Genomic DNA, 14,580 nt, shown 5'->3' on the forward strand with positions numbered 1-14,580 from the left:
ATTCACCTCCCCCCAAACTGACCAGAACTGGAGTCTATCCATGACCGAAGTAAAATCGGGCGATACCGTTCACATTCATTACACCGGCACGCTGACCGACGGCACTGTCTTTGACAGCAGCGAGGGCCGCGATCCGCTGAAATTCGAAGTCGGCTCGGGCCAGATCATTCCCGGCCTCGACACCGCGATGCCCGGCATGACCGTCGGCGACAAGAAGACCGTCGAAGTGCCTGCCGATCAGGCGTATGGTCAAGTTGACCCCAACGCTCGCCAGCAGGTGCCGCGCGAAGGCATCCCGGCGGACATCCCGCTGGATCCTGGCACGCAGCTGCAGGTGCAGACCGAGAATGGTCAGGTCCTGCCGGTGACCGTTCTTGAGGTTACCGAAGAGGCGGTCACACTTGATGCCAATCACGCGCTGGCAGGCAAAGACCTGAAATTTGATATCGAGCTGGTCGCCATCGCGTAAGGCGAAAAGCACAATTGTCGTGAAAGGCCCCGGAGCGTTGCTTCGGGGCTTTTTTCGCGCTGCGTGGAAAAATGTACCGATGCGTACGGGATACGTCCTTGTCCCCCAATGACGCTTCGGACTTTTAAGAAAGCCGTAGAAGCCACAGATCTTAAACAGGTTTTTACGACTCAGCTCTACCTTCGGCCGGGCGCATCACGCACTGGTAAGAAGGAACGAGAGTTTGACCAAATCATCCAAGATTGCACTGATACTGACCGCTTTCGCGGGGTTGTCCGCCTGCGCCGCACCCGAGGTCGTGTCCGAGCGCAAGGCAGGCGATACGGCCCTGACCTGCGCGCAACTGGGCGCACAGCTGCGCGAGGCCGAGAAATTCAAGGAGAAGGCGCGCGCGGAAAAGGGCGTGACCGGCACCAATGTGGCCGCGGGCCTGTTTTTCTGGCCCGCACTTTTGGTGACTTACAGCAATTCCGAAGAGGCGATCGAGGCGGCGGAGGACCGTCAGGAGCATCTCTACAAGATCGCCGACGGCAAGAACTGCAAGGTCTGATCCGTAGGAGGGCGCCCTTCCGACCTGGCCCGAAAAACGGGGGCACTGGCGTTTGCCAGTGCCCCAAGAGTAGCGTGTCCGGTGTTGGGCTGACGTCACCATGCCCCGGACGGACCCGACGTCGTGCGAGGCTGGCTAGATCTCCAGCAGCACCGCACCCGTGCGGCCCGGTGTCATCACTGCCTCATGCGCTTTGGCGCATTCCGCCAGTGGAAGGACTGCGTCGATCGCGGGGGCGAGCGCCCCTGCCGTCAGCGCGGCGTGCAGGCGCGCGATGATTGCGTCCCTTTCACGCTGTTTCAGCAGGTAGATCAGCGTGATGTCCACCTTGAGCGCCTTGAACAGGAATGCGCCGAAGGGCAGGGTCGGTGTCATGTCCTTGCCCGAGCCGTAGGCTGCAATCGTGCCCATGGGCTTCATCACCTCGCCAAGGAGTGGGGCATTCACGCCAAATTCGACCTCGACGGCGCGGTCGATACCGCCCGGCGCCGCACCGTCGATCTGGGCGGCCAAATCCGGATCCGAGTAGTCGAAAACCGCATCCGCCCCGGCTGCGTGTACATGTTTCATGCCATCCTTGCTGCAGGTGGCGATGACGCGCGCGCCGCCCCACTTGGCCAGTTGCACGGCATTGTGGCCGACTGCGCCCGCGCCGCCGCTGACCAACACTGTCTGCCCGCTGACATCTCCGCCGCCAAAGACGGTTTGCGCTGCCGTCAGGCCCGGAATGCCCAGCACCGCGCCCAGCTTCGGGTCCAGCCCGTCAGGCATGGCCACCGCTTGCGCCTCGGGCAGGCAAACATACTCGGCGGCGGTGCCATAGGGGCGTTGCCACGCGGCGTTCCAGAGCCAGACGGGTTGGCCGATGCGGGCCGCATCAATGCCATCCCCCACAGCGTCGATCACACCCGCGCCATCGGAATGGGGGATCACGCGATCATAAGGAGGCGCCGTAACACCCGGCCGGGTGCCGCCGCGCGCCTTGGCATCAGACGGGTTCACACCGGAATAGGCGATTTTGACGCGCACCTCGCCCGGGCCGGGCCGGGGCGTGTCCATTTCGCCCAGTTCGATGACATCGGCGGCGGGGCCAAAACGGCTGTACCAGGCGGCGCGCATAGAATTTTCTCCATTTCATTCGGCGGGTTTATCGGAGCCTTAACGACTGCAAGCTACCCCGGAAAGCATCGACAGAAAACCAACCTCAAGGAGATTTGTGAATGTTCCAAGTGAAACGATATGCGCGCCTTGCCGCAGCCTTGGTGGTGCCGTTCTTCCTTATGGCTTGCGCTGCGGCGGGGCCCGAGCCGGTCGTCGCCTCTTTCAACGAGGCCAGCGTCGGGATTCAGCTGGATGCCAACCAGATGGGCTTTGCGACCGAAGAGGCCCGCCGCGACGCAGTTGCCAAAGCGGATGCAAAGGCTGCAGAAATCTGCAGCCGCGGTCCGAACCGCAAAGCCGAATACGCCAGCAGCCGCACGTTCAGTACCGGCCAGTATACCTCGGCGACCGAGCGACTGTATCTGTGCTTGAAATAAGCAGCCTCAGTCGCGGCGGCGCAGGCGGATCACCACATCGATCGAGGCGATCTCGGCGCCCTCGGGGGCGTCGGGCAGCCGTGTGATTTCCAACTGGTCGGCCGGCGCATCACTCAGGCGGTTCTCATCCTCCCAGTAGAAATGGGGATGATCATGCGTGTTGGTGTCGAAATAGGATTTGGTGCCATCGACCAGCACTTCTTGCATCAGTCCTACGTCACAGAATGCGCGCAGCGTGTTATAGACGGTGGCCAGTGACACGCTCTCGCCGCGCTTTTGGACATCGGCGAAGAGGCTCTCGGCGGTCACGTGGCGGTGCTGGCCGTCGCCGATCAGAAGGCTGGCAAGCGTGACGCGTTGGCGCGTCGGACGCAAACCCGCGCTCGCCAGCCATTGGCTGCCGCGCTCTTCGGTCGGTAGGGGGCTTTGGCGTGTCATGTGCTACCTGCGACTTACTCTCATTGCGATCTTATACCCGGCATGGGAACCGGACTTCAAACAAAATCCAAGATGGGGCGTGGCGCCGCATCCTCTTCGGGCCACCCATCCGGCGCCAGGCTTCCGGCGACGCATCCGGCGCGGCAGGCCGGGGCCGCCGGGACGTCGCCAAACGCGCCAGTGGCCCGGCATGGACCGCCATGGCGCCAGCGGGCTTGCACCTGCGCGGGGACGGGTGCTAGAGGATATGGCGCAAATACCGACGGGGACCACCCGTGCGGCAGACACCAAGACCAAGGAGCCGCCCGAATGGCCGACTATCCGACGCAATTCGCCAAGGAAGACCTGCTGAAATGCGCGCGGGGCGAGCTTTTCGGCCCTGGCAACGCGCAACTGCCGCTGCCCCCCATGTTGATGATGGACCGCATCACGGATGTTTCCGCCGATAGTGGCGCGCATGGCAAGGGACATATCACCGCCGAATTCGACATAACGCCGGACCTTTGGTTCTTTGAATGCCACTTTCCCGGCAACCCCATCATGCCGGGCTGCCTCGGTCTTGATGGTCTTTGGCAGCTGACCGGCTTCAACCTCGGCTGGCGCGGCTGGCAGGGTCGGGGCTATGCGCTGGGCGTGGGCGAGGTCAAGCTGACCGGCATGGTGCGCCCCGACCGCAAAATGCTGACCTACAAGATCGACTTCACCAAAGCCGTCCAGACGCGGCGCCTGACCATGGGCGTCGCCGACGGGATCGTCGAGGCCGATGGCGAAGTGATCTATCAGGTCAAGGACATGAAGGTCGCCCTGAGCGAAAGCTGATGGTCGCAGGTGCGCCGCGCAATCATCGGCCCGAACGGGTTGCATACCGCGCGCCCGCTGGCCTAAAGATAAAAAGCAACATCTAAGGAGTGCGCCATGCGCCGCGTCGTCGTTACGGGACTCGGAATCGTCTCGTCCATTGGCAACAGTGCGGATGAGGTGCTGGCATCGCTCAAGGCAGGGCGATCCGGCATTACCGCGAACGAGGAAATGGCCGAGCACGGGTTTCGCAGCCGGGTGGCCGGGGCCATTGATTTGAACGTCGCCGACCATGTCGACAAGCGCACGCTGCGCTTTATGGGGCCGGGCGCGGCCTATGCCCATATCGCCATGGAGCAGGCCATCAAGGATGCGGGCCTTGAGGAAAAGGATGTCATCAATCCGATGACCGGTCTCATTGCGGGATCGGGCGGGCCGTCGACATCGGCCATGCTCAGCGCGCATCAGACCGTGCTGAAAACCGGCGGGACCAAGCGGATAGGGCCTTTTGCGGTGCCCAAATGCATGTCCTCGACGGTCAGCGCAAACCTTGCGACCGCGCATCAGATCAAGGGCATGAACTTCTCGATTACCTCGGCCTGCTCGACCTCGCTGCATTGCATCGGCATGGCGGCGCAGCAGATCGCGCTGGGCCAGCAGGACGTGATGTTCGGCGGTGGCGGCGAAGAGCTGGACTGGACGCTCAGCTGCCTCTTCGATGCGATGGGCGCCATGTCCTCGAAGTACAACGACACGCCCGAGAAAGCCTCGCGCGCATTTGACGCGGGCCGCGACGGGTTCGTCATCTCGGGCGGCGGTGCGATGCTGGTGCTGGAGGCGCTCGAGCATGCGCAGGCACGCGGTGCCAAGATCTATGCCGAGGTTACCGGCTTTGCCGCCACCTCCGACGGGGCCGACATGGTTGCACCCTCGGGCGAGGGCGGCGAGCGGGCGATGCGCGGCGCGCTGCGCACGCTGAGCGAAGACCGCAAGGTCAGCTATATCAACGCGCACGGCACGTCGACGCCCGTGGGCGATGTGGGCGAGGTCGAGGCCGTGCGCCGCGTCTTCGGGCAAGGCTCCACGCCCCCCATCAGCTCGACCAAGTCGATGACGGGCCACAGCCAGGGTGCCACCGGTGCGCAGGAGGCGATCTACTGCCTGCTGGCCCTGCAAGACGATTTCATCATCCCATCGATCAATGTCGAAACGCTGGATCCGGCGCTGGATGCGTCCGAGGTGGCGACGACGCGGATCGACAATGCGGGCCTCGATACGGTGATGACCAATTCCTTCGGTTTCGGCGGCACCAACGGCTCGATGCTGCTCAGCAAATTTCACGGATAAACGCGCATGACACAGACAATCGACGGGGCACCCGAACTGCCCACCGCCCCCCTGCCGATGCAGGGCAAGCGCGGCCTGATCATGGGTGTGGCCAACGATCGCTCGATCGCGTGGGGCGTGGCACGCGCGATGCATGCCGCCGGCGCCGAGCTGGCCTTCAGCCACCAGGGCGATGCATTCGGCAAGCGGCTACAGCCGCTTGCGGCGTCGGTCGGGTCGGATCTGATGATGGATGTGGACGTGACCGATGACGCGTCTCTGGATCAGGCATTCGCCAAGCTGGCGGAGGTATGGCCAACCATCGATTTTCTGGTCCACGCCATCGCGTTTTCCGATAAGTCCGAGCTGACGGGCCGATTCCTCAATACCAGCCGAGCCAATTTCAAACATTCGCTGGATATCTCCTGCTACAGCTTCATTGACGTGGCGCGCCGTGCGCACCCGATGATGGTCGAAAATGGCGGCACTTTGTTGACCATGACGTATCAGGGCAGCAACCGCGTCGTGCCCAGCTATAACGTCATGGGCGTTGCCAAGGCGGCGCTGGAATCTGCGACACGCTATCTGGCCAACGATCTGGGCCCCGACGGCATCCGCGTCAACGCGATCAGCCCCGGCCCGATGAAGACCATGGCTGGGGCGGCCATTGGCGGCGCCCGCCGGACCTACAAGCACACGGACCTGAACGCACCGCTGCGTGCGAACGCAACGCTGGATGCGATAGGCGGAACGGCTGTCTACCTTGCCTCGGATGCGGGCGCCTGTACCACGGGCGAGATCATTCATGTCGACGGCGGGTATCACGTACTGGGCATGCCGCAGGCCGAGAACCTCTGATCGGGGGATGTCCCGCTGATTTGCCCCGCGGGATTTTTGAGTATTTTTGCCAAGATGAAACAGGGCGCCAGCGGGAACGCGCGGCGCCCTGATGGCGTTGACTGCTCAAAGGAGATTTTCCATGAGCCATCAGCTGACATTGCGCGAAATCCACAAAGCGACCCATGACACCTATCATTTGATTTTCGACCGCCCCGAAGATTTTACCTTCGAGCCGGGGCAGGCCATCGAGATGAAATTGCTGAAAGATGGGTGGCGCGACGAAGGCCGTCCCTTCACGCCCGTCAGCCTGCCGGGCGAGGGTACGCTGGAATTCGTGATTAAGAGCTACCCGTCGCATGACGGTGTGACCGAGCAGATCGCGGGGCTGAGCGCCGGGGACAAGGTCGAGATAAACGGGCCTTTCGGCGATATGCGCGACCGGGGACCGGGCGTTTTCATAGCGGGTGGCGCCGGAATTACGCCGATGATCGCCCTGCTTCGCAAGCGGTTACGCGACGAGGGTAATCTGAGCGGCTCGACTCTGGTTTTCTCGAACAAGACCGAGGCAGACATCATCTGGCGCGACAAGCTGTCGGCGATGCCGGGTCTGACCGTTGCCTACACAGTGACCGAAGAGAAGGGCGAGACGGTGCCGCAGCGCCACCTGAACCGCGATTATCTGCGTCAGTTCATTGAGCCGGGGATGCTGTGCTACCTCTGCGGGCCGCCCCCGATGATGGATGCTGTCCAAGCCGAGCTTGACGCGCTGGGGGTGGATCCCGGCGATCTGGTGGCCGACGACTGGACCTAGACCGTCAGAACCACTGACCCGGCTCCATCAGGCCCAGATCCAGCAATTGCCGCGAGTGCCATTCAAATTGCGTGCTGTTATGCCATTTGAAGGTGTGGATATCGAAGGTGGAGCCGGGGTTTCGCTTGAGCGCCTTGGCCGTGCGGAATGACGCGATAGACGCGGTCAGGTTGTTGTGCCACGGGCAGGCGTAGGTATTATATTCCTCGTCCGAAAACACGTGCCCTTCTCGCAGCATTAGGCCCTTGGCTGTGCGGAAAATCGCTATTCTGTCGATGGTCCGACGCGGGGCGGGAATATGCTCTTCGTAGCGCCAGCGCAGGCCACCGAAGAAGTTGAGCTGCCTTTCCTTGGGGTATTCGTGATTGTCAGGATCGTTGCGGGCCAGCGCGTAATAGCCCGACCGATCCAGCCAGGCATCCTCCAGCGAAACCGCCTCGGGCGCGGAGCCCAAGTCGCCCGCGTAGATATCCACGACGTAGGTCAACATGGCACTGCGCCGTTCTTCCGCGTGAAAGCTGAGCATTTCGCCAATCTTGCGCGTCTCGCAGAATGGAAAGAACAGGTATTCCGCGTTAAAGCAGTAATACATCCACGTACCCACAGGCGCCGCCGCGATCACGGCATTGATGGCGGGGATATGGTGACCGTCCTCGGATGAGGAATGATCGACGCGGATCGTGCGCGCGTCCAGATCAGCGGGAAGGCGAAAGGCAGACGGGGCGAAGAGGACGAGCGCCTTGAAGCCGAGGCTGTCGTGATGGCGCAGGCAGGTATCCAGCTCGACCTCGTCCTCGGCGAATATCAGCGCGATAGGCCCTTTGGCCAGATGTGCGGCGCCGCGCATGCAGAAGTCTTTGATGGATGTGTATCGCATGCTGCTCATCTTTTTTGGAAGCCACGTTCTGCCAAAATGCCGCGCATTGCAAGCGGGCACCTCTGTGATATAGCCCAGCCCATCCTGAACGCGATACCCGGAGGTGGGGCATGGCCGAGCCAAAGAAGCTTTTCATCAAGACCTATGGTTGCCAGATGAATGTCTATGACAGCGAGCGCATGGCCGAGGCGATGGGCGGCGCGGGCTATACCGAGGTGGCGAGCGCCGATGAGGCGGACATGATCCTGCTCAACACCTGCCATATCCGGGAGAAGGCCGCCGAAAAGGTCTATTCCGAACTGGGGCGGTTTCGCGATCTGAAAGAGGCCAAGCCGGACCTCAAGATCGGCGTTGCGGGCTGCGTCGCACAGGCCGAGGGCGCCGAGATCATGCGGCGCCAGCCGCTGGTCGATCTGGTGGTCGGCCCGCAAAGTTATCACCGCCTGCCCGAGATGGAGGCCAAGTTGCGCCAAGGCGGCACCGCGCTGGACACGGATTTCCCCGAAGAGGACAAGTTCGAGAAGCTGGCCCGCCGCCCCAAGGCCCGCCGCGCCCCCGCCGCGTTCCTGACCGTGCAGGAGGGATGTGACAAGTTCTGCGCCTTCTGTGTGGTGCCCTATACCCGCGGCGCCGAAAGCTCGCGCCCCGCGCAGCGCGTCATCGACGAGGCCAAGGATCTGGTCGAACGCGGCGTGCGAGAGATCACCTTGCTGGGCCAGAATGTGAATGCTTATCACGGGGCAGGGCCCAAGGGCGAGGATTGGACATTGGCCCAGCTGATCTGGGCGCTGAACGATGTGGACGGGCTGGAGCGGATCCGCTTTACCACGAGCCATCCCAACGACATGGGTGATGATTTGATCGAGGCGCATGGCACTTGCGCCAAGCTGATGCCCTATCTGCATTTGCCGGTCCAATCGGGCAGCGACCGCATTCTAAAGCGTATGAACCGAAGCCACACCGCCGAGAGTTATATCCGTCTGATCGAGCGCATCCGCGCCGCACGGCCCGACCTTCTGCTGTCCGGCGATTTCATCGTCGGCTTTCCCGAAGAAACCGAGGCCGATTTTCAGGCGACGCTCGATCTGATCGAGGAGGTCCGCTACGGGCAGGCCTATTCGTTCAAATACTCCACCCGCCCCGGCACCCCCGCGGCCGAGCGCGCGCAGGTCGATGGTGCGCAAGCGACCGAGCGACTCCAGCGCCTCCAAGCCCTCTTGGGCCGGCAGCAGCGCGAAATCCAAGAGAGCATGGTGGGCCGTGAGGTGGACGTGCTCTTCGAACGCGCCGGGCGCCAGCCGGGGCAGATGGTGGGCAAGTCGCAATATCTGCACGCCGTTCATGCGGCCGCTCCCGATGCGCGGCCTGGCGACATGGCCCGCGTGCGCGTGACCGGATCCGCGACCAATTCCCTGGCCGGAACCCTGATCTGAGAACTCGCCTGAAAGGCGCCCAACGGGCGCGAATCGCTTACGCAAGGTGACGCTGGGTCAGGCGCTTCATGTGGTGCACCCGCGCGGCTTTGCCACGATACTTGGGTCGTCGGTGCCCTTGCGGCATGTATTTATACTTCACAAGGTCCGATAAGCTGCTAAGGTCCATGCATAATCAAATGTTTGGGCGATGTTTATTTCGGCAGCGCCCGGATGGGGGAACAGTAAAAGGATTTTGGGTGTGACGGGAAGACTTGCAATGTCGCTCCGCAAGGCGATGGGGGCATGTGCCGCCGTCGCGCTTGGTGGGGCTGTCGCGCTGACGGGCGCAGTGACGGGCGGGGCTGCCTCCGCACAGCAGACCACGGTCGTTGGCGAGAGCTATGTGCCAACAATTTGGGTTGATCCCGACGGGTGCGAGCATTGGGTCATGGATGATGGCTGGGAGGGCTACATGTCGCCCCACACGAACCGCCAGGGTATCCCGGTCTGCCGCCGGGGTAATGTCTGCGGCGTTATGAATTCGGATCAGCTTTTTCATACGGACAGCGCGAAAATCAGCAGCCATGGCCGCAACTACCTGGCGAATTTCTTTCGCCAAACAGGTGCGGTGTCGTACATCATCACGGGCCACACCGACAGCCGCGCCTCGGATGAGTACAACATGAACCTGTCGCTGCGCCGCGCGAATGCCGTCGCACGGATCGCCCAGCAGACTGGCGTGCGTATCGCCGATGTCCGCGGCTATGGCGAGCGGATGCCCAAGGTCTCGAACAGCACCGCCGCCGGGATGCAGCAGAACCGCCGCGTCGAAATCATCTGCATCCGCTGAGGGGAATGACCAATGAAAAGCGCTAAAATCGCCCTCCTCCTGTGTGCCGCCGTGGGCCTTGCGGCCTGTGATGCACCCAAGAAGGACAAGACTGTAGATCGCGGCCTGGATCGCAAGCATCTGAGCCAGCTCAAGGCCGGTGTCTGGATCGATCCCAATGGCTGCGACCACTGGATCATCGACGACGGGGCCGAAGGCTACCTGTCGCAGCGTCTGGACAAATACGGCAAGCCGGTCTGCTCGGGGACTGCGCCGCCCAACACGGCTACGGGCGCCTATAAGGCCGGCTCGACCGTCACGGATCCGGTCTGATCTTTGGGCTGATACGAACGGGCCTGGTGTTTGGGCAAGATTGCCGCGCGCTCCTTCGGGGCGCGCGGTTTTTCATGTGCGGGGCGGCGCGTGCGAAATCACGCCGCAGCTGCACGATCGCGCCTTGCACGCCGACGTCCAACTTGGCACGGTTGCAAGGATACTTCATCGCACCACCCAAAGCGGAGACCTGATTGGCCAGCACCAACGCGCCCGGCGCCCCCGAAGCGGGCGATCTGCACCACCAGATCGTCGAATTTCCCGACAATTTTCTGCTGATCGACCTCTGCGGTGAGCATGATCGCAACATCGCCCAGATCGAGCGTCAGCTTGAGGTGCAGATTCTGCGCCGCGGCAATCAATTGGACGTTCACGGCGACGCGGCGCAGGTCGCGGGCGCCGTTCAGGTGCTTCAGGCGCTCTACGAGCGGCTGGAGACCGGCAAAGAGCTTGAGCAGGGCGATATCGACCGCGAGATGCGCATGGGCGGCGGCATGGGCGCGTCCTCGGCCGAGGAGCGCGCGGCGCCCGAGAACGGTGACCAGCTGGAAATGTTCCATGGCGGGCGGGTCGAGATCAAGACCCGCAAGAAGCTGGTCGAGCCGCGCACCGAGGCGCAAAAGGCCTATGTCCGCTCGCTCTTCGACAAGGAAATGGCCTTTGGCATCGGCCCCGCGGGCACGGGCAAGACCTATCTGGCGGTCGCTGTCGGCGTGTCGATGTTCATCGAGGGCCATGTCGACAAGATCATCCTGGCGCGGCCTGCCGTCGAGGCGGGCGAGAAGCTGGGCTATCTGCCCGGCGACATGAAGGAGAAGGTCGATCCCTACATGCAGCCGCTCTACGACGCGCTGAACGACTTTCTGCCGGGCAAGCAGCTGGCCAAGCTGATCGAGGACAAGAAGATCGAGATCGCGCCGCTGGCCTTCATGCGGGGCCGCACGCTGGCCCGCGCCTTCGTGGTGCTGGACGAGGCGCAGAACGCCACGTCAATGCAGATGAAGATGTTCCTGACCCGGCTGGGCGAAGGCTCTCGCATGGTGATCACCGGGGACCGCACCCAGATCGACCTGCCGCGCGGCGTGGCTTCGGGGCTTCATGACGCCGAGCGCCTGCTGAGCGATATCCCCAAGATCAGCTTCAACTATTTCACCGCCAAGGACGTCGTGCGCCATCCGCTCGTCGCGGCCATCATCGAGGCGTATGAAGCCGATGGGTGATCGCGGCGCCTTGATGCGGAAAACGGGCGTTTTCCGGGCCGGACTGCACGCGCAATCTTTGGTCACGCCATGGTGATGGACGTCATGATCGAGGACCGGCGCTGGCGCGCGCTGGAACTGGAAGCGCTGGCCGAAGCGTCCGCACGCGCCACGCTACGTCACCTCGATCTCGATCCCAAAGCGTTCGAGATCAGCCTTTTGGCCTGCAACGATGCCCGGATCGCCGCGCTGAACGAGGATTTCCGCGGCAAACCGCAGCCCACCAATGTGCTGAGCTGGCCCAGCGAAGAGCGCGGCGCGGGCAAGGCGGGGCAGGCGCCCGCTCTGCCCTCCGAGGGGGGCGATCCCGAGCTGGGCGATATCGCCATCGCCTACGAGACCTGCGCGCGCGAGGCCGAGGCTGGCGGGAAAACGCTGGCCGATCACGCCTCGCATCTGATCGTGCATGCGGTGCTGCACCTCTTGGGGTATGATCACATTCGTGACGAAGATGCCACGTTGATGGAGGCCTGCGAGGTTGCCATCCTTGGCAAACTGGGCATAGCTGACCCATATTGAGACATGGTAGTAGGCGCGACTGCGCCTCGGTAAGAATTTGGATTTAGGACGCATGGGCGATAGTACGGACGCATCCTCTAGCGCAGCGCAAGGCGCGCAGCCGGCACGGCCAACAGAGGACGACGAGAATAACGGATTTTTCAGGCGCATTTTCGGCGCCTTCTCGACCAACGAAGAGGACGCACCCGAAGAGGACGGCGGAATGCCTCAGAGCCCGCGCGACCCGCGCGGTCTGATCAATCTGCGCGACAAGGTGGTCGAGGACGTGGCCATTCCCAAGGCGGATATCGTCTCGATTCCGGCGACCATCACCCAAGGCGAGCTGGTCCACGTCTTTCGGGACAGCGGCATGACGCGCCTGCCGGTCTATGAGGGCACGCTCGACTCGCCCATCGGATTTGTCCATCTCAAGGATTTCGCGCTGCGCCATGGCTTCAACGGGGATGCCGAAGACGCGTTCGTTCTGGCCGATATGCTGCGCCCGCTGCTATACGTGCCGCCCTCCATGCGCATCGGCGTTCTGCTGCAGAAAATGCAGACGGACCGGCGCCACATGGCCCTCGTCATCGACGAGTATGGCGGCGTTGACGGTCTTGTGACCATCGAGGATCTGATCGAGCAGGTCCTGGGCGAGATCGAGGACGAGCACGATATCGGCGAGGATGATTACTGGACCGAGGAAAAGCCCGGCTGCTACGTCGCTCTGGCCAAGACGCCGCTGGAAGAGTTCGAGGGCGAAATCGGCCAATCGCTGACAGACCACGACGATGTCGACGAAGAAGAGATCGACACGCTGGGCGGGCTGGTCTTCATGCTGCTGGGCCGGGTGCCCGTGCGCGGCGAAGTGGTCGAACATCCGGGCGGTATCGTCTTTGAGGTGATCGACGCCGACCCGCGCCGCATCAAGCGGATGCGCGTGCGCGTGCCTTATGCGGGCGCGCATGCCTGACACGGCACGGCGCCGAGGATGGGCAAATCGGTGGAGCAGGGCGGCGCCGTTGGCTCTGGCTTGTGCGCTGGGTGCCGTCGCCGCGCTAGGGCAGGCGCCCTGGTCGCTTTGGCCGCTCAGTATCGCCGCTTTTGCCGGGCTATATGGCCTCTACATCCGCGCCGCCACATGGCGCCGCGCCGCATGGCTTGGACTGGCGGGCGGCGCCGGCTATTTCGCGCTGGCGCTTAGCTGGATCGTCGAGCCTTTCCTGATCGACATCGCACGCCACGGCTGGATGGCACCTTTCGCGCTGCTCTTATCGGCCGTCGGCTTCGCGCTTTTCTGGGCGCTGGCGCAGGGGGTGGCACGGGCGTTGATGCCTGGCGGCGTGGGATGGATGCGGGGTGCGGCCTTGGTCTGGATCGCTTCCCTGACCCTCTGCGAGGCGCTGCGCGGCTGGCTTCTTACCGGCTTTCCCTGGGCGCAACCGGGCCATGCGCTGATTGATACGGCTATGCTGGGTTGGTCTGCGGTGGGCGGGGCGCTGCCGCTGACGGCGCTTGTGCTGGGCGCCGCTGTGGCGCTCTGGCACGTGGCGCGTGGCCGCCGCCTGATGGGGGCTGCGGCGCTGGCGGGCTTTGCCGCGCTCTATGCGGTGGCTCCGATGCTGGACCGGGCGCCTGCGCCGGCGGCGGACGCGCCCATCATCCGCATCGTGCAGCCGAACGTGCCGCAGGAGCAGAAATGGGATCCGGCCTATATGGGCTTTCACTATGACCGCCAGATGGATCTGACGGCGGCGCCGGGCACTCCCGATCTGATCGTCTGGCCGGAAACCGCGCTGCCGGTGCTGCTGAACCGCGCCGAAGAGACGCTGCGCGATATCGCGGCTGCGGCGCGGGGCGTGCCCATGGTGCTGGGCGTACAGCGGGCCGATGGCGCGCGCTACTACAATTCGATGATCCTGACGGATGGCGCGGGCCGGCAGACCGCACTTTATGACAAGCACCACCTCGTCCCGTTCGGCGAATACATGCCCCTTGGCGATCTGGCGGCGCGCTTTGGCCTTCGCGGCCTCGCCCAGCAATATGGCAACGGCTATTCGGCGGGTCCGGGGCCGCAGATGATGGATCTGGGTGCGCTGGGGCGCGCGGTGCCGCTGATCTGCTACGAGGGCGTCTTTGCCCGCGATGTGGCGGGCGCGCCGGGACGGGCCGACATGCTGCTGCTGCTCACCAATGACGCGTGGTTCGGCGAGGTGTCAGGCCCCTATCAGCATCTGGCGCAAGCGCGGTTGCGCAGCGCCGAGCAGGGGCTGCCGATGATCCGCGCGGCCAATACCGGCGTCTCGGCCATGATCGACGCGGCGGGGCAGATCACCGCGCAGATCTCGCTGGGCGAGGCGGGCTATATCGACGCCGCGCTGCCGCCGCCCGCGCCGCCCACGCCCTATGCCCGCACCGGCGACTGGCCCGCGCTATTGCTGCTTGCGCTGATGGCCATCGTGCCTGCGGCGCTGCAACGCAGGAAGAATAGGACCTTGCCCACTGCTTAGCGATTGACCTTGGCCCTCGGGGCGGTCTACGCACAGCGATACCCGTCGCAACGGCTTCCTGGCGCGGCGGGATTACATAATGGAGCGATTTC

17 protein-coding genes and 1 riboswitch are annotated in these 14,580 nt (G+C 63.5%); of the genes, 14 read left to right on the plus strand and 3 right to left on the minus strand.

All coding sequences use genetic code 11. The annotated features are described in order from the left end of the window. Positions 1 to 40 precede the first annotated feature (40 nt). The gene (locus BW975_RS08195) at positions 41 to 469 is read left to right on the plus strand and encodes an FKBP-type peptidyl-prolyl cis-trans isomerase (protein WP_076532580.1); all 429 of its coding nucleotides are present in this window, start codon (positions 41 to 43) and stop codon (positions 467 to 469) included. Between the two features lie 223 nt (positions 470 to 692). Further along, on the plus strand, positions 693 to 1,019 hold the full coding sequence (locus BW975_RS08200; RefSeq protein ID WP_212634874.1) for a hypothetical protein: 327 nt from the start codon (positions 693 to 695) through the stop codon (positions 1,017 to 1,019). 135 nt (positions 1,020 to 1,154) lie between these two features. Here BW975_RS08200 and BW975_RS08205 read toward each other — a convergent pair whose 3' ends face one another. Then, positions 1,155 to 2,138, minus strand: a complete 984-nt coding sequence (locus BW975_RS08205) for an NADPH:quinone reductase (protein WP_076532582.1) — start codon at positions 2,136 to 2,138, stop codon at positions 1,155 to 1,157. A gap of 101 nt (positions 2,139 to 2,239) precedes the next feature. On the opposite strand from BW975_RS08205, the gene BW975_RS08210 reads away from it, so the two are divergent. Next, the gene (locus BW975_RS08210) at positions 2,240 to 2,557 is read left to right on the plus strand and encodes a hypothetical protein (protein ID WP_076532584.1); all 318 of its coding nucleotides are present in this window, start codon (positions 2,240 to 2,242) and stop codon (positions 2,555 to 2,557) included. A 6-nt stretch (positions 2,558 to 2,563) separates the two neighbouring features. On the opposite strand, the gene irr is transcribed toward BW975_RS08210, so the two are convergent. Further along, a complete protein-coding gene (gene irr, locus BW975_RS08215; protein WP_076532586.1) occupies positions 2,564 to 2,995 on the minus strand; it encodes a Fur family transcriptional regulator Irr in 432 nt (143 codons plus the stop codon). Between the two features lie 309 nt (positions 2,996 to 3,304). On the opposite strand from irr, the gene fabA reads away from it, so the two are divergent. The 4 genes from fabA (at position 3,305) to BW975_RS08235 (ending at position 6,770) form a co-directional block, all read left to right on the plus strand. Beyond that, positions 3,305 to 3,814, plus strand: a complete 510-nt coding sequence (fabA, locus tag BW975_RS08220; protein WP_076532588.1) for a bifunctional 3-hydroxydecanoyl-ACP dehydratase/trans-2-decenoyl-ACP isomerase — start codon at positions 3,305 to 3,307, stop codon at positions 3,812 to 3,814. A gap of 96 nt (positions 3,815 to 3,910) precedes the next feature. Further along, positions 3,911 to 5,140: a beta-ketoacyl synthase N-terminal-like domain-containing protein gene (locus tag BW975_RS08225; RefSeq protein ID WP_076532590.1), complete on the plus strand. Its 1,230-nt coding sequence runs from the start codon at positions 3,911 to 3,913 to the stop codon at positions 5,138 to 5,140. 6 nt (positions 5,141 to 5,146) lie between these two features. Then, the gene (locus BW975_RS08230; protein ID WP_418314305.1) at positions 5,147 to 5,977 is read left to right on the plus strand and encodes an enoyl-ACP reductase FabI; all 831 of its coding nucleotides are present in this window, start codon (positions 5,147 to 5,149) and stop codon (positions 5,975 to 5,977) included. A 121-nt stretch (positions 5,978 to 6,098) separates the two neighbouring features. Continuing rightward, positions 6,099 to 6,770: an FAD-binding oxidoreductase gene (locus BW975_RS08235; RefSeq protein WP_076532592.1), complete on the plus strand. Its 672-nt coding sequence runs from the start codon at positions 6,099 to 6,101 to the stop codon at positions 6,768 to 6,770. Positions 6,771 to 6,774: 4 nt separating this feature from the next. Here BW975_RS08235 and BW975_RS08240 read toward each other — a convergent pair whose 3' ends face one another. After that, a complete protein-coding gene (locus BW975_RS08240) occupies positions 6,775 to 7,647 on the minus strand; it encodes a glycosyltransferase family 2 protein (protein ID WP_076532593.1) in 873 nt (290 codons plus the stop codon). Between the two features lie 110 nt (positions 7,648 to 7,757). Between BW975_RS08240 and miaB the strand changes: the two genes are divergently transcribed. From miaB to lnt, 7 genes are all read left to right on the plus strand, one after another. Beyond that, a complete protein-coding gene (gene miaB, locus BW975_RS08245) occupies positions 7,758 to 9,080 on the plus strand; it encodes a tRNA (N6-isopentenyl adenosine(37)-C2)-methylthiotransferase MiaB (RefSeq protein ID WP_076532595.1) in 1,323 nt (440 codons plus the stop codon). A 277-nt stretch (positions 9,081 to 9,357) separates the two neighbouring features. Continuing rightward, entirely contained in the window at positions 9,358 to 9,912 is a 555-nt protein-coding gene (locus BW975_RS08250) for an OmpA family protein (protein WP_076533550.1), read from the plus strand. Positions 9,913 to 9,924: 12 nt separating this feature from the next. Further along, positions 9,925 to 10,224, plus strand: a complete 300-nt coding sequence (locus tag BW975_RS08255) for a hypothetical protein (protein ID WP_076532597.1) — start codon at positions 9,925 to 9,927, stop codon at positions 10,222 to 10,224. A gap of 194 nt (positions 10,225 to 10,418) precedes the next feature. After that, complete coding sequence (locus BW975_RS08260; protein WP_076532598.1) at positions 10,419 to 11,444, plus strand: PhoH family protein; 1,026 nt, start codon at positions 10,419 to 10,421, stop codon at positions 11,442 to 11,444. A 69-nt stretch (positions 11,445 to 11,513) separates the two neighbouring features. Beyond that, positions 11,514 to 12,002 carry an rRNA maturation RNase YbeY gene (ybeY, locus tag BW975_RS08265; RefSeq protein ID WP_076532600.1) on the plus strand — a complete coding sequence of 163 codons (489 nt, stop codon included), beginning with the start codon at positions 11,514 to 11,516 and terminating at the stop codon, positions 12,000 to 12,002. Positions 12,003 to 12,054: 52 nt separating this feature from the next. Continuing rightward, a complete protein-coding gene (locus tag BW975_RS08270; RefSeq protein ID WP_076532602.1) occupies positions 12,055 to 12,951 on the plus strand; it encodes a hemolysin family protein in 897 nt (298 codons plus the stop codon). After that, complete coding sequence (gene lnt / locus BW975_RS08275; protein ID WP_076533552.1) at positions 12,944 to 14,488, plus strand: apolipoprotein N-acyltransferase; 1,545 nt, start codon at positions 12,944 to 12,946, stop codon at positions 14,486 to 14,488. Before BW975_RS08270 ends, lnt begins: the two co-directional genes overlap by 8 nt. A 39-nt stretch (positions 14,489 to 14,527) precedes the next feature. Next, positions 14,528 to 14,575, plus strand: a riboswitch (SAM-SAH riboswitch). Positions 14,576 to 14,580 lie beyond the last annotated feature (5 nt).

The sequence above is a fragment of the Roseovarius nanhaiticus genome, from assembly GCF_900156535.1.
GTDB classification, from domain to species: Bacteria; Pseudomonadota; Alphaproteobacteria; order Rhodobacterales; family Rhodobacteraceae; genus Roseovarius; species Roseovarius nanhaiticus.

Bases quoted from the DNA above. Each gene is read 5' to 3' on its own strand.
- BW975_RS08195 (WP_076532580.1), top strand. From the start codon at position 41: ATGACCGAAGTAAAATCGGGCGATACCGTTCACATTCATTACACCGGC.
- BW975_RS08230 (WP_418314305.1), top strand. From the start codon at position 5,147: ATGACACAGACAATCGACGGGGCACCCGAACTGCCCACCGCCCCCCTG.
- BW975_RS08225 (WP_076532590.1), top strand. From the start codon at position 3,911: ATGCGCCGCGTCGTCGTTACGGGACTCGGAATCGTCTCGTCCATTGGC.
- lnt (WP_076533552.1), top strand. From the start codon at position 12,944: ATGCCTGACACGGCACGGCGCCGAGGATGGGCAAATCGGTGGAGCAGG.
- BW975_RS08240 (WP_076532593.1), bottom strand. From the start codon at position 7,647: ATGCGATACACATCCATCAAAGACTTCTGCATGCGCGGCGCCGCACAT.
- BW975_RS08255 (WP_076532597.1), top strand. From the start codon at position 9,925: ATGAAAAGCGCTAAAATCGCCCTCCTCCTGTGTGCCGCCGTGGGCCTT.
- miaB (WP_076532595.1), top strand. From the start codon at position 7,758: ATGGCCGAGCCAAAGAAGCTTTTCATCAAGACCTATGGTTGCCAGATG.
- BW975_RS08250 (WP_076533550.1), top strand. From the start codon at position 9,358: ATGGGGGCATGTGCCGCCGTCGCGCTTGGTGGGGCTGTCGCGCTGACG.
- BW975_RS08210 (WP_076532584.1), top strand. From the start codon at position 2,240: ATGTTCCAAGTGAAACGATATGCGCGCCTTGCCGCAGCCTTGGTGGTG.
- ybeY (WP_076532600.1), top strand. From the start codon at position 11,514: ATGGTGATGGACGTCATGATCGAGGACCGGCGCTGGCGCGCGCTGGAA.
- BW975_RS08205 (WP_076532582.1), bottom strand. From the start codon at position 2,138: ATGCGCGCCGCCTGGTACAGCCGTTTTGGCCCCGCCGCCGATGTCATC.
- fabA (WP_076532588.1), top strand. From the start codon at position 3,305: ATGGCCGACTATCCGACGCAATTCGCCAAGGAAGACCTGCTGAAATGC.
- irr (WP_076532586.1), bottom strand. From the start codon at position 2,995: ATGACACGCCAAAGCCCCCTACCGACCGAAGAGCGCGGCAGCCAATGG.
- BW975_RS08270 (WP_076532602.1), top strand. From the start codon at position 12,055: ATGGGCGATAGTACGGACGCATCCTCTAGCGCAGCGCAAGGCGCGCAG.
- BW975_RS08235 (WP_076532592.1), top strand. From the start codon at position 6,099: ATGAGCCATCAGCTGACATTGCGCGAAATCCACAAAGCGACCCATGAC.